Source organism: Yersinia vastinensis, assembly GCF_044905075.1.
Taxonomy (GTDB): domain Bacteria; phylum Pseudomonadota; class Gammaproteobacteria; order Enterobacterales; family Enterobacteriaceae; genus Yersinia; species Yersinia vastinensis.
This window is the reverse complement of sequence record NZ_CP173260.1, coordinates 4,410,657-4,428,511: the sequence shown is the minus strand read 5'-3', so window position 1 is coordinate 4,428,511 and position 17,855 is coordinate 4,410,657. Positions and strand designations below refer to the sequence as shown.

Sequence of the window (17,855 nt, the reverse complement as noted above, 5' to 3'; positions counted from 1 at the left end):
CGAAATGAGAAAAGTACGGCATCCCGTTGGGCTGAATGATCTTTCGCCCCTCTATTTTCTATTGTCGACTTTAACTATAGGTAATCTTTGAGATTAATGAGGTCAGGTTTTACGGTAATTATGTATTTTATTGCGATATGGAATATGTTTGATAAGTCAGACAATAAAGATATATGCACAACATTAATCACTGGGTTCTATCATTGTTATTCATATACAAAATCACTGAGGCGATGGGTGCATCTTGTATGAATAATCGCCTTAATGAATTATTTTTGTGATTATCATCACAATTAAAATGTACATGAAATTGTCATTTCTTTTGTCAAAGTGATTATGGTCACGAAATAATGCGCTAATTTTGAGTAAAGTGTTTCTTTGTACCTCCCTATAACATCTCTCATGAAAGAGGAGTCTCACACATGGCTAAATCCGACGTTTTTCACTTGGGCCTAACTAAAAACGACCTGCAAGGGGCGACTCTGGCTATCGTTCCAGGTGATCCACAGCGTGTTGAGAAAATCGCTAAATTGATGGATAACCCAGTGCATCTGGCTTCACATCGTGAATTTACTTCATGGCGTGCCGAGCTTGATGGCAAAGCTGTGATTGTCTGTTCAACCGGTATCGGTGGTCCATCAACGTCTATTGCCGTTGAAGAATTAGCACAACTTGGTGTGCGGACTTTCCTGCGTATTGGCACTACAGGCGCTATTCAGCCACATATTAATGTTGGTGATGTATTGGTCACCACAGCCGCGGTGCGTTTAGACGGTGCCAGCTTACATTTTGCGCCGATGGAATACCCTGCGGTGGCAGATTTTGACTGCACGACTGCACTGGTGAACGCAGCCAAGTCAGTCGGTGCGACCACCCACATTGGTGTTACTGCGTCTTCAGACACCTTCTATCCGGGGCAAGAGCGTTACGATACCTTCTCTGGCCGTGTTGTCCGTCGTTTCAAAGGCTCTATGGAAGAATGGCAATCTATGGGTGTGATGAATTATGAAATGGAATCTGCCACCCTGCTGACCATGTGTGCCAGCCAAGGTCTGCGCGCCGGTATGGTTGCTGGAGTGATTGTAAACCGCACCCAGCAAGAGATTCCAAACGAAGAGACCATGAAAACTACGGAAAGCCACGCTGTAAAAATTGTGGTAGAAGCCGCGCGTCACTTGCTGTGATATCTGTAGTGAATGAAATTACTGCTGATAATGGCCCAATCTATTTAGGCCAGTAACTCGCGGTAAATTAAGCAATAAATGCTCTATAAACGGGTCAGGTTACTGGCCCGTTGTTTATTTCATCTGATTATCTGGTAATGTCGTAGCTCTTAAAATGAACAATAATAAGAGGCAAACATGACGACACCTGCTTTATCTCATCCTTCGCTGTTACCACTGGATGGTGGTATTAACTTCCGTGATCTTGGCGGCAACGTCGTTGCCGATGGTCGGAAAATCAAGCGTGGGTTACTGTTTCGCTCCGGTTCACTTGACCGCTTAAGCGCCAAAGATTGTGATTTGCTCAGTAGCGGTTCTGTTGCTCAAATTCTTGATTATCGAGATGCTGATGAAGTCCAAGCCAAACCTGATGTTGTTTGGCATGGAGCCAGTTATCACAATATTCCTGCCAATCCGCTAAGTAGCGAAGTGAATGCCAATCTGGAGAAACTGACTAACGAGACGTTAGCGACATTTGATGCCCGTGCCTTCATGTTAGAGCTTTATCGACGCCTCCCTTTTAGTAATCAAGCTTACAAACAGTTAGCCACTTTGCTACAAAACAGTGCTTCACCACAGCATGCTGCGACTGGTGTGGTACAGCATTGTGCGGTAGGGAAGGACCGAACTGGTGTAGGTTCTGCCTTGGTGCTATTTGCTTTAGGCGCTGATGAATCGACGGTGATGGAAGATTACTTGTTGACTGAAACGACACTGAAGCCTTTCCGCGAGTATATGCTGGCAGAGCTGGCGCTGAAATTAAATGATCAAGCATTAGGCCAATTTGCTTTTGTGCTATCGGCGAGAGAAGAGTTTATTCAAACTGCGCTGCGTAGTATTCAAGAGCGCTATGGTAACCGCGAGCAGTGGTTACAACAGGAGTTTGGTTTGGGCAGCATCGAGCGCGAGAAATTGCAGTCCTATTTCTTAGAGTGATGGCCTCGACAGGCTGCTTTCCGATTTGTCTTATATGGAGCCACTGAGTGGCTCTTTTTAACCGCTTAATGATGCAAACTACCGCTTAACCAGTTCACTGATATTTCTTCTTGGGAGCAAGCGTATGTTAACGCCTGACAAATTCCCTGGAGAGAATGCTCATGCAACATGCGATTACCTTTGTCATCGCCTCCGCGTGTATCCTTATGATCTGCTACCGTTTATACGGTATCTTCTTTGTTCGTAAGGTCTTGCGCGTCGATGACAGTGAAGTCACACCTTCCCACACCTTCGAAGATGGCAAAGATTACGTTCCAACTAAAAAATGGGTGAATTTTGGTAGCCACTTTGCAGCAATCGCTGCGGCGGGTCCCTTGGTTGGCCCTGTGTTGGCAGCCCAATATGGTTATTTACCCGGTTTCCTGTGGTTATTGATAGGTTGTGTTATCGGCGGGGCTGTTCACGACACCGTGGTTCTGTTTGCTTCAATGAAGCATCAGGGCAAGTCACTGTCTGAAGTCGCCAAATCAGAACTTGGACCGGTTGCAGGCTGGTGTACTGGTCTGGCTATGCTGTTCATTATCACGATTACTATGGCCGGGTTATCAATGGTTGTGGTACATGCTCTGGAACGTAACCCTTGGGGGACGTTTGCGGTCTTCATGACAATACCTATCGCTATTTGCGTTGGTTTATGGGAACGCATGACCGGTAGCATGAAAGGAGCTTCTTATGTGGGTATTGCCGCCATCATGGTGTGCGTGTTTGTTGGCCCTTATATTGAAGGCACTTGGCTTGGCGAATGGTTAATGCTGAAAGCAGATACTGTCAGCATTATTTTGCCAATGTATGCTTTCTTTGCGACCGCATTGCCGGTCTGGATGCTATTAACGCCTCGCGGTTATCTCTCAAGCTTTATGAAAATCGGTGTATTCGGCGCACTGATTGTCGGGGTTGTATTTATTAACCCTGAGATTCAATTCCCGGCACTCACACAGTTTATTCATGGCGGAGGCCCGGTTCTGGCTGGCCCAGTCTGGCCATTTATCTCCATTACCATTGCTTGTGGTGCTATTTCTGGTTTCCATGCCTTCATCGGTTCAGGGACTACACCAAAACAGATTGATAAATGGAGTGATATTTTGCCCGTCGGTTTTGGTGCGATGTTGGCCGAATGTATGGTTGGGGTGATGGCCTTGATCGCTGCAACCTCTCTGCATCCTGCCGACTACTTCGCGATTAACTCATCTGCTGAAGCATGGAGCATGCTCGGTATGGATGTCGTCAATCTGCCAAAATTGAGTGAAGAAATTGGTCTGGATTTGTATGGGCGAACCGGTGGTGCTGTAACCTTAGCCGTTGGTATGACGGATATTTTCATCCGTGTGCCATGGTTTAGTAGTTTGGCCGCCTACTTCTTCCAGTTTGTGGTTATGTTTGAAGCCGTATTCATCCTGACAGCAGTTGACTCTGGTACTCGTGTTGCTCGCTACTTGCTGCAAGATTTCCTGGGCGATATCTGGGCACCACTAAAACGTACTGATTGGTTACCTGGCACATTGGCATGTAGCGTTATCGCTTGTGCTTTGTGGGGCTACCTCCTGAATTCTGGTGATATTAACTCAGTATGGGCACTGTTCGGTGTATCAAACCAGTTAATGGCTTCTGTTGGCTTAATCATTGGTGCGACTATCATTCTGCGGCTGGCTACCAAACGGATTTACATGCTGACCTGTGTTATCCCACTGGCTTATTTATTTGTTACTGTAAACTATGCTGGCTACTGGATGATTACTCACGTGTATTTCAATTCAGCAGCGAAAGGTTACAACCTGTTCAACGGCATCATCTCTATCATCATGATGACTCTAGGTGTAATCATCTTGATTTCAGCACTGAAAAAATGGCGTGAACTATGGATTCGTAGATCAGCCGAGATTGCGGGGAATAAAACGGTCACCGCCAACGCCTAGTCGTCCAAATTAATGGTAATAACAGGTAAAACGGTCGGAATCTTCCGGCCGTTTATTTTTTGTTAAGTCAAAATGCCAACACATTGCGTATGCTAATGGCTACTTTATTGATAACAGGAAAATCCCTGTGACCCTGAATGATGTCATTACTGTCACTATCGATTTTGTTCGTGAACATGAATCGTGGGCTATGCCTATCGTGTTTATCCTCGCTTTTGGTGAGTCACTCGCCTTTCTTTCCTTACTTTTCCCAGCGACGGTTATCTTACTAGGGTTAGGTGCATTGATCGGTGAAAGTGGTATTTCTTTCTGGCCAATTTGGATTGCTGCCGTCGCAGGGGCTTTCTTTGGCGACTGGGTTTCTTATTGGGTTGGCGATCATTACAAAGATCGTGTTGGCACCTTATGGCCACTTTCCCGCAACCCTCAGTTATTGGTTCGTGGCCATGCTTTCTTTGAACGCTGGGGGTTCTTTGGTGCCTTTATTGGCCGTTTCTTCGGCCCATTACGTGCAGTTGTTCCTTTAGTTGCCGGAATTTGCGCCATGCCAAAGTTTTATTTCCAGCTGGCTAACATCACTTCTGCTTTAATTTGGGCATTTGGTATTTTGGCCCCCGGAGCATTCGGTATTCAGTGGCTTTCTCACTGGATAGATTAATGCAGTCTGAGCATATGAGTGGTCACCCACACTTTACGGCTGACAGTTTAAGCCGATTTCTTTGTGGCAAAGTAGTGACTTTCTGATCTGCTTGTTATTTATGCGTATGGCTTCGCAAGATGGAATGTAACGGAAAAACACTCTGGACATCCATACAGTATCCCCTTACCTTGACTAACATTAGGTTGATGGGGAGATAACCGTGGACATCAGTTTATTTTATGGGCTGGGAGGTAGTCTGCTTGGTGGGCTTATTGGCTGGCTAATTGCCAGCTTGTATCAGCAGCGTAACAAAGCACAGCAAGATATTGAACAGCGGTTGTTAGAGCAAACATTACAGCATTCACAGCAAAATAGCGCAGAATTACAGGCGACTTTGCAGCGTAATGAACAGCAGTTGCGGCAAAGTGAGCTGGAACTGCGCAACTTACATAGCCAGTTGGCGGGCAATGCTGAAAAATTGCAACAACTTGCTCATTTGCGCAATGAATGTGACCAATTGAATCAAGAGCTGCGCGCTCAACGGGAAGTGAATAGTGCGCAAGAGGCTGAATTACGGGAAGTTACGATCCGCTTGGAAGAAACACGCCTGACAGCAGAAGAAAAGCAACGTTTACTCCTTAATAGCGAACAGCGGCTAACGGCCCAATTTGAAAATTTGGCAAATCGTATCTTTGAACAAACTGGCCGCCGTGCGGATGAACAGAATAAACAAAGTCTGGATCGGTTGTTATTGCCTCTTCGGGAACAATTGGATGGTTTTCGTCGACAGGTACAGGACAGTTTTGGGCAAGAGGCTCGTGAACGCCATACTTTGACCCATGAAATTCGTAGCCTGCAACAGCTCAATGCTCAAATGGCACGTGAAGCATTAAACCTGACCAAAGCTCTTAAAGGCGATAATAAAACTCAGGGAAACTGGGGTGAAGTGGTCTTGGCTAAAGTGCTAGAAGCGTCAGGTCTGCGCGAAGGCTATGAATATCAAACCCAAGTTAGTGTAAAAATTGACAGCAATAGTCGCATGCAGCCGGATGTTATTGTTCGCTTACCTCAAGGCAAAGATGTCGTTATTGACGCTAAAATGTCACTAGTAGCTTATGAACGCTATTTTAATAGTGACGATGACATTGAGCGTGAAGCGGCACTAAATGAACATTTATCATCGCTGCGCGCCCATATTAAGATGCTAGGCCGCAAAGATTATCAGCAACTCCCCGGCTTGCGCTCGCTTGATTATGTATTGATGTTTATCCCGGTGGAGCCTGCGTTTCTGGTAGCAATAGACCGCCAGCCAGAGTTGATTAGTGAAGCTCTGCAACACAATATTATGCTCGTTAGCCCAACAACATTGCTGGTGGCTTTACGCACAATCACTAATTTATGGCGATATGAGCATCAAAGCCAAAATGCGCAACGTATTGCCGAGAGAGCAGCCAAACTCTATGACAAATTGCGCTTATTTGTTGATGATATGGAGTCATTAGGGCAAAGCCTCGATAAAGCGCAGCTAAGTTATCGTCAGGCAATGAACAAACTGTCGCAAGGCCGTGGTAACCTGATAGGGCAAGTTGAAGGTTTTCGTACTCTGGGGGTCGAGGTAAAACGGCCTATTAGTCCATCGCTGGCGAAAAAAGCCAGTATAGAGGATCAACCAGAGAGTGATTTAGCGCTATCCGATGATGTGGAATCAGAAATCAATGATTCTACACCGCTGAAGTATCAGGGTTAGTTGCATGTTCCTCTTCTGTATGATGTTGAGAAGACTGCGATTAAGCAGTTACCTTAATACCAGGTGAGGTGGGGCTTTCATCGGAGTTCTGGTACACTTCCTCGAAAGATTGACTGAAAAGCAGGCACAGAAAATGGTAGATCAGGAGAAGGAAACCACTCATTTTGGTTTTCGCACCGTAGCCAAAGAACAAAAAGAAAGCATGGTGGCAGAAGTTTTTCATTCCGTAGCCGCCAAATACGATTTGATGAATGATCTGATGTCGTTTGGTGTTCACCGTATTTGGAAGCGTTTCACTATTGACTGTAGCGGTGTTCGGCGCGGTCAACGAGTATTGGATCTTGCTGGTGGTACTGGAGATTTGACTGCTAAGTTCTCTCGCTTGGTTGGTGAGCAGGGTGAAGTGGTTCTGGCTGATATCAATGAGTCTATGCTGCGAATGGGCCGTGAAAAGCTACGTGACAAAGGCGTCGTCGGTAATGTCAGTTATGTGCAGGCCAACGCAGAGGCTTTACCTTTCCCAGATAATTACTTCGATTGCATCACCATTTCATTCGGATTGAGAAATGTCACCGAAAAAGAAAAGGCGCTGCGCTCCATGTTTCGGGTATTAAAACCAGGTGGCCGTTTGTTAGTTCTTGAATTCTCTAAACCTCTGCTGGAACCTTTGAGCAAAGCCTATGACGCTTACTCTTTCCATATTTTGCCAAAGATTGGTGAACTTGTGGCGCAGGACTCTGAAAGTTACCGCTATTTGGCGGAGTCTATTCGGATGCACCCTGACCAAGAAACACTGAAAGGCATGATGATGGATGCCGGGTTTGAAAATGTAACCTATTCCAATTTAACCGGTGGCATTGTTGCGTTACATCGGGGTTTCAAGTTTTAACAGGAATATGGCTATGCCACTAAAATCACTGATATTTAAACCCTTGTCACTGAAACCAGTTTTGCTGTCGCCACTTATCACTGCTGCTATAGAAACCTCACTAAACAGTGTGTTATTTCGCGATAAAAGCATGAAAGCTGCTCGTTTACGTCTAGTGGGAAAAGTGTTGCGTATCGAGTTACGTGAGATGAGCTTTCCCTTATTGCTAGTCTTTAGTGAACGGCAGATAGATGTTTTAAGTCAATGGGATGGTGATGCTGATTGCATAGTGAAGACCGAAGTTGCTGTGTTGGCAAAATTACGAGACCGCCAGCAACTTTCACCTTTGATGCGCAGTGGTGAGCTGATTGTCGAAGGCGATATCCGAGTAGTTCAACAGCTTGTTGCACTATTAGAACTTGCTGAATGGGAACCTGCTGAATGGTTGGCTCCCTATATTGGTGATATCGCTGCGGAATCTATTGGGCAAATGGTACATAAAAGCAGCCGTTTTCTCAGTAAACAGTTACGGCAGCAGCAACATTATGTGGCTGAAGCAATAACTGAAGAATGGAGAATGGCTCCGGCTCCGCTGGAGATTGTGTGGTTTAACGAAGAAGTTGATGCCACCGTCCGTGCCACCGAAGCGTTGAGTGCCAGATTGGCAATCATGGAGACAAAACAATGACGCCAGGAGAACTTCGGCGCCTGTATCTAATTATTCGGGTCTTCTTGAGTTATGGGTTGGATGAATTAATCCCGAATATACGTTTAACGCTGCCACTACGTATTGGCCGCCACCTATTTTTCTGGTTACCTAATCGCCACAAAGACAAACCTCTGGGTGAGCGTTTACGTCTCGCCTTGCAGGAGTTAGGCCCTGTCTGGATCAAGTTTGGCCAGATGATGTCCACACGTCGCGACCTTTTCCCACCCAACATTGCCGACCAACTTGCGTTGTTACAAGACAGAGTTGCTCCATTTGATGGTGCGCTGGCACGCAAGCACATTGAAATTGCGATGGGGGGGCCACTAGAAACATGGTTCGATGACTTTGAACAGGAAGCGTTGGCCTCTGCTTCTATTGCTCAGGTACACACGGCACGCTTAAAAGAGAACGGTCAGGAAGTCGTACTTAAAGTTATCCGCCCTGATATCTTACCGATTATTAAAGCAGACGTTCGTTTAATGTACCGCCTTGCAGGTTGGGTACCCAAACTGTTACCTGATGGTCGTAGATTACGCCCACGCGAAGTTGTACGTGAATATGAAAAAACGCTACTTGATGAGCTAAACTTGCTGCGCGAAGCTGCTAATGCTATTCAACTGCGTCGCAATTTTGAAAACAGTCCAATGCTCTATATTCCAGAGGTTTATTCCGATTATTGCCGGGAAAGCGTGTTGGTGATGGAGCGTATTTACGGCATACCTGTATCTGATATTGCTGCTTTGGAAGAGCAAGGTACGAACATGAAATTGCTGGCTGAACGTGGGGTTCAGGTTTTCTTCACTCAGGTTTTCCGCGACAGCTTTTTCCATGCAGATATGCATCCTGGGAATATTTTTGTCAGCTATGAACATCCTCATGACCCACTTTATATCGGTATTGACTGTGGCATTGTGGGCTCACTGAACAAAGCTGATAAACGTTATCTTGCTGAAAACTTTATTGCTTTCTTTAACCGCGATTATCGGCGTGTTGCTGAATTGCATGTTGACTCTGGCTGGGTTCCTCGCGATACCAATGTTGAAGATTTCGAGTTCGCTATCCGTACCGTTTGTGAGCCAATTTTTGAAAAGCCATTGGCGGAAATATCATTCGGACATGTGTTGTTGAATCTTTTTAACACGGCACGCCGATTTAATATGGAAGTGCAGCCGCAACTGGTTCTACTACAGAAAACGTTATTGTATGTTGAAGGTTTAGGGCGGCAGCTCTACCCTCAGCTTGATCTCTGGACGACAGCTAAACCATTCCTTGAAAGCTGGTTACGAGATCAAGTTGGTCTACCCGCCGTTATCCGTGCACTCAAAGAGAAAGCACCTTTTTGGGCGGAGAAGTTTCCAGAGTTGCCTGAATTGGTTTATGACAGCTTGCAGCAGCACAAACTATTACAGCAAAGTGTCGATAAACTCACGATTCAGATGCAAGGCCAGCAACAACGTCAAGGCCAGTCACGGTATTTGTTCGGGGTTGGCGCTACACTATTAGTCAGTGGTACCATTTTATTCTTGGCTGATGAGGTAGAAATCTCAATAGGATTCATTGTCGTCGGAGTATTGGCTTGGTTTATTGGTTGGCGACGAACCAGTTAGCTTATTGCTAGAAGTCTTTGTGGATAGCTTGTGGTGTGGCTTGTGAGTTATGTAAAAGTTATTCAAGAAGCCATTTATTTGTTCAAGAAGCTATGCGCTAGTTCAAAATGCAGTAAGTTAGATAGGTATTCATAGAGGTTATATGACGTATAATGCGGCCCTCTGTGGAATAACCCTTGAATATAGAGGTGAATGTAATGGGTGGGATAAGTATTTGGCAGTTATTAATCATTGCCGTGATCGTCGTTCTGTTGTTTGGAACTAACAAACTACGGACGCTAGGGTCAGATTTAGGCGCATCCATCAAAGGCTTTAAAAAAGCGATGGGTGATGAGTCACAAACGCCGCCAACGGATGCAGATAAGACGAGTAACGATGCTGATTTTGCAAAATCGATTACTGAAAAACAGCAGCCGGTGGCCAAAGCTGAAGAGTCTAAGAGCCACGACAAAGAGCAGGGATAAGCTGTGTTCGACATCGGGTTTAGTGAACTGCTACTGGTACTTGTGATCGGTCTGGTCGTCCTTGGGCCAGAACGGTTGCCGGTTGCTGTAAGAACAGTTGCCGGTTGGATTCGGACATTACGTTCACTTGCGGCAACTGTGCAAAACGAATTGGCACAAGAGCTTAAAATACAGGAACTACAAGATAGCCTGAAAAAAGCAGAACAGGCTGGTTTGCAGAATCTGACACCAGAGCTGAAAGCCTCAATGGATGAACTCAAAGAGGCAGCAGAAGCGTTGAAACGCTCCTATCGTTCAGATATTGGATCGGATGCGCCACATACGATCCATAACCCGTTGGTAACAGAGCCAGAAGCGATTCATGATGGCGTTACGCCAGCTGAGTCTGCGACGCAGGCTCAAGCATCAGCTCAAGCACCAAGTCATACTGAGGCGAGCTCTTCTCTGGTCGTTGAAACCACGCCTGATAACGTAGAAAAACCTATTGTTCAGGTTGCGGCATCTGCGGAGCCTATCCCTTCAGTTGAAAGGGAGGCGATGCCCGTGGCAAATGTTCCTGCGGCCAAGGCAAAAACTGCCACAATTGACACCCATAGCGCGGGCTCACTCAGTGCTGACCAACCTCGAACTCACCAACCTGGCGGCGATCGGTAAACATGGCTGTTGATGATACCCAACCCCTAATTACTCATTTGATAGAACTGCGTAAGCGGCTATTGAATTGTATTATCACTATTTTAGTGGTTTTTTTTGTATTGGTTTTCTTTGCCAATGATATCTATCACTTAGTTTCAGCACCGCTGATTAAACAGTTGCCCGTTGGCTCCAGTATGATTGCAACTGATGTTGCATCACCGTTCTTTACCCCGATTAAATTGACCATGATGGTCTCGGTGTTTGTGTCAGCACCAATGATCCTCTATCAGGTTTGGGCATTTATAGCCCCTGCGCTATACAAACATGAGCGCCGTCTGATGGTTCCACTGCTGATATCTAGCAGCTTCTTATTTTATCTGGGTATGGCGTTTGCTTACTTTATTGTTTTCCCGCTAGCTTTTGGTTTTTTTGCCAAAACAGCCCCAGAAAGTGTATTAATCGCAACGGATATCACCAAGTACCTTGATTTTGTTATGGCGCTTTTTATGGCTTTTGGTATTTCTTTTGAGGTTCCGATTGCGATAATTCTTCTGTGCTGGGCTGGAGTGACAACCCCTGAAGCACTCAAGAAAAAGCGTCCTTATGTGTTTGTTGGTGCTTTTGTTGTGGGCATGCTCCTCACGCCGCCTGATGTGTTGTCACAGACATTACTGGCTATTCCGATGTATCTGTTGTTCGAGATTGGTTTGTTCTTTGCTCGTTTTTATACGGGTAAACAGCGCCGTGCAGATATAGAGGAAGAGGATGAAGAAACCAATAACAACCCGAAAGTGCCTTAAATTTCAGTTTTGATGTTTTAGCCGCCCTTAGGGGCGGCTTCTGTTTTGGAACGCTCATGTTTGATATTGGTGTGAATTTAACCAACTCGCAATTTGCCAAAGATTGTCCCCAAGTTGTTGCTCGTGCACAAGACGCAGGAGTAACGGGGATGTTGATTACCGGTACTGATGCTGAAGAGAGCCAGTCTGCGCTTGAGCTTGCCACTGCTTACCCGGGGTATTGTTGGTCAACGGCCGGTGTTCACCCGCATCATGCGAGTTGCTGGCAAACGAGGGTTGAGCAACAAATCAGGGCATTGGCGGCACATACTTCAGTGGTGGCGATTGGTGAATGTGGGTTGGATTTTAACCGCAATTTTTCGACGCCAGCAGAACAAGAAATTGCATTCACTGCGCAACTTGCGTTGGCTGCAGAGCTTTCTTTGCCTGTATTTTTACACTGTCGTGATGCCCATGAACGTTTTATCGCTTTGCTTTCGCCTTGGTTAGATAAAATCCCTGCCGCTGTTGTGCATTGTTTCACAGGCACCGCTGATGAATTGGACGCTTGCCTTGCATTAGGATTATCTATCGGCATTACAGGCTGGGTTTGCGATGAACGTCGGGGTCTTGAACTAAGAGCGCTACTGCCGCGCATTCCTGTTCAGCAATTGTTGTTAGAAACAGACGCCCCTTATTTATTGCCAAGGGATATACATCCTAAACCTGCATCCCGCCGCAATGAACCCTGCTTTCTGCCTCACATCGTCCAGCAGGTTGCTGTCTGGCGAAAAGAAGACCCTAAATGGCTGGGGCAGAAAACTGATGAGAACGCCCGCCGGATTTTCCGGTTGGTTTGAGTTAGGAGAACAATATGAGCTATGCATTCCCGGGCACCTTTCCAGGTCGCCGTATGCGCCGTGTGCGCCGTCATGATTTCAGTCGCCGACTGGTTGCTGAAAACCAGCTAACAGTCAATGACCTGATCTACCCGGTGTTTGTCATGGAAGGCAACAACCAGCAGCAAGCGGTCTCGTCTATGCCCGGTGTTTCGCGTATGACGATTGACGTGTTGGTAAAAGAGGCTGAGGTCATTGCCAAGCTCGGCGTCCCGGTTATCTCCCTGTTCCCAGTGATTGAATCAGGCTCGAAATCATTACTTGCAGAAGAAGCCTATAATCCAAATGGCTTGGTACAACGAACCGTGCGTGCTTTAAAAGACGCTGTACCGGAGTTAGGAATCCTTACCGATGTTGCCCTCGACCCATACACAACTCATGGGCAAGATGGTGTGATTGATGCTGACGGTTATGTCATCAACGACATCACTAAAGAGATTCTGGTGCGTCAGGCGTTGTCACATGCAGAAGCGGGAGCAGAGATTGTTGCCCCAAGCGATATGATGGATGGCCGCATAGGCGCTATTCGTGATCAGTTAGAATTACAAGGGTTGGTGAATACGCAAATTATGGCGTATTCAGCGAAATATGCCTCTTGTTACTATGGCCCTTTCCGCGATGCTATTGGCTCTAGCAGTAATTTGAAGGGGGGGAATAAGAAAACCTATCAAATGGATCCAGCTAACAGTGATGAGGCTTTGCAAGAGATAGCCCAAGATTTGCAGGAAGGTGCCGACATGGTGATGGTCAAGCCTGGAATGCCTTATCTGGATGTTGTGCGTCGAGTGAAAGATACCTTTGGGGTTCCGACTTTTGCGTATCAGGTTTCTGGTGAATATGCGATGCACATGGCAGCCATTCAGAATGGCTGGCTGCAAGAAAAGCCGACAGTTATGGAGTCACTGTTATGCTTTAAACGTGCAGGTGCTGATGGGGTATTAACCTATTTTGCCAAGCAAGTTGCACAATGGTTGCATGACGATCAAATGCAGCGCTAACCTTTTGAAATGTCTATTTAGGTAGGTACAAATGTACCTACCTCTATTGGCTGTTGTTCTGAAACATTATTGTTTTTCGAACTGGCGATTATCCAGACTTTGCAGCACTTGGCTGTTGAGCATTTTCAGTAGCAGCATTGAGCGTGCTTCACCATCGGGTTCGGTATAAATTGCCTGTAACCCGGAAAAAATCCCCTCTGTAATCGTCACGATATCCCCTGGTACGGGCACCTCCGGGGCAACGATTTTGTCCGCAGTATGAGATTGCATTTCAGCGATAACCAGTGCAGGAATGATAGCGGGTTGGGCACCAAATCGCACAAAATGGCTGACACCACGGGTGGCGCTTATCGTGGTGGTATGAATATGTTCCGGATCAAACTCGACAAACAGATAATTGGGAAATAACGCTTCTGTCGTTTCCGCTCGCTTTCCGCGGACTATCTTTTCGATAGTCACTACCGGTGTCCAGCAGTTCACTTCTTGTCGCTCAAGATGCTCTTTTGCGCGTAAAAGCTGGCCACGTTTGCAATATAATAAATGCCAATATTTCATAATTTCACATGCCTTTAGGTACTATTTGGCAGCATAGCAAAAGTGGTGATATATAAACAGTGAGGATAAATGTGCTATGTAGAGCATATGGTTTTTATACAAAGAGTTAGCCTATTTCTATCGATAGCATGATCTTTCTATTAATTATTGTTAATGATAGAGGGTGGCATGATACTTTTTCGAGTGAGCCCTTATCCATTTTTAACAAAAAGACAGCAACTGCTATAAAGACAGCCTATAATGGCGCATCACATAGCCGCCGAAATGATCAGCATGAAATACCGTGACCTACGTGACTTCCTCTCGTTGCTGGAACAGAGGGGTGAACTTAAACGTATTAGCCAGCCTATCGACCCCTATTTGGAAATGACAGAAATTGCCGATCGCACCCTGCGTGCCGGTGGTCCTGCATTACTGTTTGAAAATCCTAAGGGCCACACTATGCCAGTGCTGTGTAATCTGTTTGGTACAGCCAAGCGGGTTGCCATGGGAATGGGGCAAGAAGATGTCAGCGCACTACGCGATGTTGGCAAGCTATTGGCTTTCTTAAAAGAACCCGATCCTCCGAAAGGGTTTCGTGATTTATTCGATAAACTGCCAAAGTTTAAGCAAGTGTTGAATATGCCAACCAAGCGCTTAAGCTCTGCCCCGTGTCAGGAGCAGGTCTGGGAGGGAGATGATGTCGATCTGAGTCGAATTCCGGTCATGCACTGTTGGCCAGAAGATGCCGCACCCTTGGTTTCTTGGGGGCTGACGGTAACTCGTGGGCCACATAAAGAGCGTCAGAATTTGGGTATCTATCGCCAACAAGTGCTGGGCAAGAACAAGTTAATTATGCGTTGGTTATCCCATCGTGGTGGGGCTCTGGACTACCAAGAGTGGTGCGAGGCGCATCCTGGCGAGCGTTTCCCGGTGGCGGTGGCTCTTGGCGCTGATCCTGCAACTATTTTGGCTGCGGTAACCCCTGTGCCCGATACGTTGTCTGAATATGCCTTTGCCGGTTTGTTGCGTGGGTATAAAACGGAAGTCGTGAAGTGCCTTTCCAATGACCTTGAAGTGCCTGCCAGTGCGGAAATTGTGTTGGAAGGGTATATTGAGCAGGGTGAGATGGCCTCGGAAGGCCCTTATGGTGACCATACCGGCTATTACAACGAAATTGATAGTTTCCCTGTCTTCACTGTCACACATATCACTCAGCGCCAAGACGCGATTTATCATTCAACTTATACTGGTCGCCCACCGGATGAGCCCGCGGTGATGGGGGTTGCGCTGAATGAAGTATTTGTCCCTATTTTGCAAAAGCAGTTCCCAGAAATTGTCGATTTCTATCTGCCACCAGAAGGGTGTTCATACCGTCTGGCCGTGGTGACAATCAAGAAACAGTATGCAGGCCATGCTAAACGCGTGATGATGGGTGTTTGGTCGTTTTTGCGCCAGTTTATGTATACAAAATTTGTTATTGTTTGTGATGATGATATTAATGCACGTGATTGGAATGATGTTATTTGGGCCATTACGACCCGAATGGACCCTTCCCGCGATACGGTATTAATTGAAAATACACCAATAGATTATTTGGATTTCGCCTCACCGGTTTCCGGTTTGGGATCGAAAATGGGGCTGGATGCCACCAATAAATGGCCAGCAGAGACTCCGCGTGAATGGGGGCGTCCAATTAAAATGGATGAAGAAGTCCGCGCCCGCGTTGATGCTATTTGGGATGAACTCGCCATTTTCAGTGACAAAGAGACGACACGCTAACCGGCGTTGATCTTGTCCTTAGTTTTGCATTTGATGACCCGACAGAGGGAAGGCATGACAACTTTAAGCTGTAAAGTAACCTCCGTAGAGGCCATTACCGATACGGTGTACCGGGTGCAATTGGTGCCTGCATCTGCATTTTCTTTCCGTGCTGGGCAGTATTTGATGGTAGTAATGGATGAGCGGGATAAGCGCCCATTCTCTATGGCATCCACACCGTTGCAGAAAGATTTCATCGAGCTGCATATCGGAGCTTCGGAAATCAATCTCTATGCTATGGCGGTGATGGACCGAATTCTGAAAGAGAAAACGCTGGATGTGGACATCCCTCATGGCGAGGCGTGGTTCCGCGAGGGCAGTGATCGTCCGTTGGTGTTGATTGCCGGTGGCACAGGTTTCTCCTATGTGCGCTCAATTTTGTTAGCGGCACTGGCAGAGCGGCCTGATCGTGAAGTCTCCATCTATTGGGGTGGACGCGAAGCTGTGCATTTATATGACTTAAGCGAGCTAGAAGCGCTGTCGATTAAGTATCCTCAGCTAAAAGTTATTCCAGTGGTCGAGCAACCAGAAGAGGGTTGGCGTGGCCGTACCGGAACGGTACTGAGCGCGGTGTTGCAAGATTACGGCTCTCTCGCTGAGCAGGATATCTATATCGCTGGCCGTTTTGAAATGGCTAAAATTGCCCGTGAGCGTTTTTGTACTGAACGTGGTGCGCAGGAAGCACACATCTATGGTGATGCTTTTGCCTTTATCTGAGTGAATGTTGTGATTCAGAATAAAAAAGCCCGCCCCTGACAGGCGGGAAAACGGCAACTAAACACCAGGTACAGCGGTTATCAGGGCCTGTATTCAGGCCCTTAATATTTCTTAGTGAGATATTTGAAGCTATACGCGTTCAAAGACGGTAGCGATACCTTGGCCTAAGCCGATACACATGGTCGCCAAACCGAACTGCACATCGCGGCGTTCCATTAGATTGAGCAATGTGGTTGAGATTCGTGCCCCTGAACAACCCAATGGATGACCTAATGCAATAGCTCCTCCATTCAAATTGACCTTGTCATCCATGCTCTCCAGCAAACCCAAACCTTTCAGACAAGCCAGTGATTGAGCGGCAAACGCCTCATTTAATTCAAATAAACCAATATCTTCCAGCTTTAGCCCCGCACGTTTTAATGCTAATTGACTAGCAGGCACTGGGCCATATCCCATAATTGATGGGTCACAGCCGACAACCGCCATTGAGCGAATACGGGCGCGCGGTGTTAAACCTAATGATTTCGCACGGGATTCACTCATAATCAGCATGGCAGAAGCACCATCGGAAAGTGCCGATGATGTTCCTGCAGTCACTGTACCGTTGACGGGGTCAAAGGCCGGGCGCAGTGCTGCCAGACCGGCCAGATTTGTTTCTGGGCGAATAACTTCATCGAAATCAAAACGCTTTAAGATGCCATCAGCGTCATGTCCATTAGTCGCGACGATCTCATTGGCAAAATGACCAGCTTGTGTCGCGGCATAAGCGCGTTGATGAGAACGAACAGCAAACTCATCTTGTGACTGGCGGCTGATATTGTGGATTTTTGCCAGCATTTCAGCGGTTAAACCCATCATACCCGCAGCTTTAGCCACAGTACGGCCCATGCCCGGATGGAAGTCAACGCCATGATTCATGGGGACGTGCCCCATATGTTCTACACCACCAATCAAGCTGACTTGTGCGTCACCCACCATGATAGATCTTGCGCCATCATGTAGAGCCTGCATTGACGAACCACACAGGCGGTTAACGGTAACGGCAGGAACGCTATGTGGGATTTCAGCCAACAAAGAGGCATTGCGGGCGATATTAAAGCCCTGTTCTAGCGTCTGTTGCACACAGCCCCAATAGATATCATCGATTTCAGCGGCATTTAGCCCAGGATTACGGCTCAAGATTTCTCGCATCAAGTGAGCGGAGAGGTCTTCTGCTCGAACCTGACGGAATGCACCGCCTTTCGAGCGGCCCATCGGCGTGCGGACGGCATCAATAATGACTACATTTTCCATGTTTTCAGACC

17 protein-coding genes are annotated in these 17,855 nt (G+C 46.7%); 15 read left to right on the top strand and 2 right to left on the bottom strand.

Annotation, left to right across the window (positions count from 1 at the left end; genetic code table 11):
• The first annotated feature begins 422 nt into the window (after positions 1 to 422).
• The 13 genes from udp (at position 423) to hemB (ending at position 13,479) form a co-directional block, all read left to right on the top strand.
• Positions 423 to 1,184: a uridine phosphorylase gene (gene udp / locus ACIOG0_RS20490; RefSeq protein ID WP_050101012.1), complete on the top strand. Its 762-nt coding sequence runs from the start codon at positions 423 to 425 to the stop codon at positions 1,182 to 1,184.
• Between the two features lie 177 nt (positions 1,185 to 1,361).
• Positions 1,362 to 2,159 carry a tyrosine-protein phosphatase gene (locus tag ACIOG0_RS20485; protein WP_128451644.1) on the top strand — a complete coding sequence of 266 codons (798 nt, stop codon included), beginning with the start codon at positions 1,362 to 1,364 and terminating at the stop codon, positions 2,157 to 2,159.
• A gap of 161 nt (positions 2,160 to 2,320) precedes the next feature.
• A complete protein-coding gene (locus tag ACIOG0_RS20480; protein WP_164908388.1) occupies positions 2,321 to 4,132 on the top strand; it encodes a carbon starvation protein A in 1,812 nt (603 codons plus the stop codon).
• 127 nt (positions 4,133 to 4,259) lie between these two features.
• The gene (locus ACIOG0_RS20475) at positions 4,260 to 4,790 is read left to right on the top strand and encodes a DedA family protein (RefSeq protein ID WP_050101015.1); all 531 of its coding nucleotides are present in this window, start codon (positions 4,260 to 4,262) and stop codon (positions 4,788 to 4,790) included.
• Between the two features lie 202 nt (positions 4,791 to 4,992).
• Positions 4,993 to 6,519 (top strand): DNA recombination protein RmuC, encoded by a 1,527-nt coding sequence (gene rmuC, locus ACIOG0_RS20470; protein WP_050101016.1) that lies wholly within the window; start codon positions 4,993 to 4,995, stop codon positions 6,517 to 6,519.
• A 133-nt stretch (positions 6,520 to 6,652) separates the two neighbouring features.
• On the top strand, positions 6,653 to 7,408 hold the full coding sequence (ubiE, locus tag ACIOG0_RS20465; protein ID WP_050101017.1) for a bifunctional demethylmenaquinone methyltransferase/2-methoxy-6-polyprenyl-1,4-benzoquinol methylase UbiE: 756 nt from the start codon (positions 6,653 to 6,655) through the stop codon (positions 7,406 to 7,408).
• A 13-nt stretch (positions 7,409 to 7,421) separates the two neighbouring features.
• On the top strand, positions 7,422 to 8,075 hold the full coding sequence (locus ACIOG0_RS20460) for an SCP2 domain-containing protein (RefSeq protein ID WP_050101018.1): 654 nt from the start codon (positions 7,422 to 7,424) through the stop codon (positions 8,073 to 8,075).
• Positions 8,072 to 9,703 (top strand): ubiquinone biosynthesis regulatory protein kinase UbiB, encoded by a 1,632-nt coding sequence (gene ubiB / locus ACIOG0_RS20455; protein ID WP_050101019.1) that lies wholly within the window; start codon positions 8,072 to 8,074, stop codon positions 9,701 to 9,703. The genes ACIOG0_RS20460 and ubiB overlap by 4 nt, the downstream gene beginning before the upstream one ends.
• 197 nt (positions 9,704 to 9,900) lie before the next feature.
• On the top strand, positions 9,901 to 10,167 hold the full coding sequence (gene tatA, locus ACIOG0_RS20450; protein WP_050101020.1) for a Sec-independent protein translocase subunit TatA: 267 nt from the start codon (positions 9,901 to 9,903) through the stop codon (positions 10,165 to 10,167).
• 3 nt (positions 10,168 to 10,170) lie between these two features.
• Entirely contained in the window at positions 10,171 to 10,821 is a 651-nt protein-coding gene (gene tatB, locus ACIOG0_RS20445) for a Sec-independent protein translocase protein TatB (RefSeq protein WP_128451642.1), read from the top strand.
• A 2-nt stretch (positions 10,822 to 10,823) separates the two neighbouring features.
• Positions 10,824 to 11,603 carry a Sec-independent protein translocase subunit TatC gene (gene tatC / locus ACIOG0_RS20440; RefSeq protein WP_050101022.1) on the top strand — a complete coding sequence of 260 codons (780 nt, stop codon included), beginning with the start codon at positions 10,824 to 10,826 and terminating at the stop codon, positions 11,601 to 11,603.
• 56 nt (positions 11,604 to 11,659) lie between these two features.
• Complete coding sequence (gene tatD / locus ACIOG0_RS20435; RefSeq protein WP_128451641.1) at positions 11,660 to 12,442, top strand: 3'-5' ssDNA/RNA exonuclease TatD; 783 nt, start codon at positions 11,660 to 11,662, stop codon at positions 12,440 to 12,442.
• Between the two features lie 14 nt (positions 12,443 to 12,456).
• Complete coding sequence (gene hemB, locus ACIOG0_RS20430) at positions 12,457 to 13,479, top strand: porphobilinogen synthase (RefSeq protein ID WP_128451640.1); 1,023 nt, start codon at positions 12,457 to 12,459, stop codon at positions 13,477 to 13,479.
• 66 nt (positions 13,480 to 13,545) lie between these two features.
• On the opposite strand, the gene rfaH is transcribed toward hemB, so the two are convergent.
• Positions 13,546 to 14,034 (bottom strand): transcription/translation regulatory transformer protein RfaH, encoded by a 489-nt coding sequence (gene rfaH / locus ACIOG0_RS20425; RefSeq protein WP_050101025.1) that lies wholly within the window; start codon positions 14,032 to 14,034, stop codon positions 13,546 to 13,548.
• Between the two features lie 264 nt (positions 14,035 to 14,298).
• Between rfaH and ubiD the strand changes: the two genes are divergently transcribed.
• Positions 14,299 to 15,795, top strand: coding sequence for a 4-hydroxy-3-polyprenylbenzoate decarboxylase (gene ubiD / locus ACIOG0_RS20420; RefSeq protein ID WP_128451672.1), 1,497 nt, complete (start codon positions 14,299 to 14,301; stop codon positions 15,793 to 15,795).
• Positions 15,796 to 15,849: 54 nt separating this feature from the next.
• Positions 15,850 to 16,551 carry an NAD(P)H-flavin reductase gene (gene fre, locus ACIOG0_RS20415; RefSeq protein WP_128451639.1) on the top strand — a complete coding sequence of 234 codons (702 nt, stop codon included), beginning with the start codon at positions 15,850 to 15,852 and terminating at the stop codon, positions 16,549 to 16,551.
• A gap of 129 nt (positions 16,552 to 16,680) precedes the next feature.
• Here fre and fadA read toward each other — a convergent pair whose 3' ends face one another.
• The gene (gene fadA / locus ACIOG0_RS20410; protein ID WP_050101027.1) at positions 16,681 to 17,844 is read right to left on the bottom strand and encodes an acetyl-CoA C-acyltransferase FadA; all 1,164 of its coding nucleotides are present in this window, start codon (positions 17,842 to 17,844) and stop codon (positions 16,681 to 16,683) included.
• Between the last annotated feature and the right edge of the window lie 11 nt (positions 17,845 to 17,855).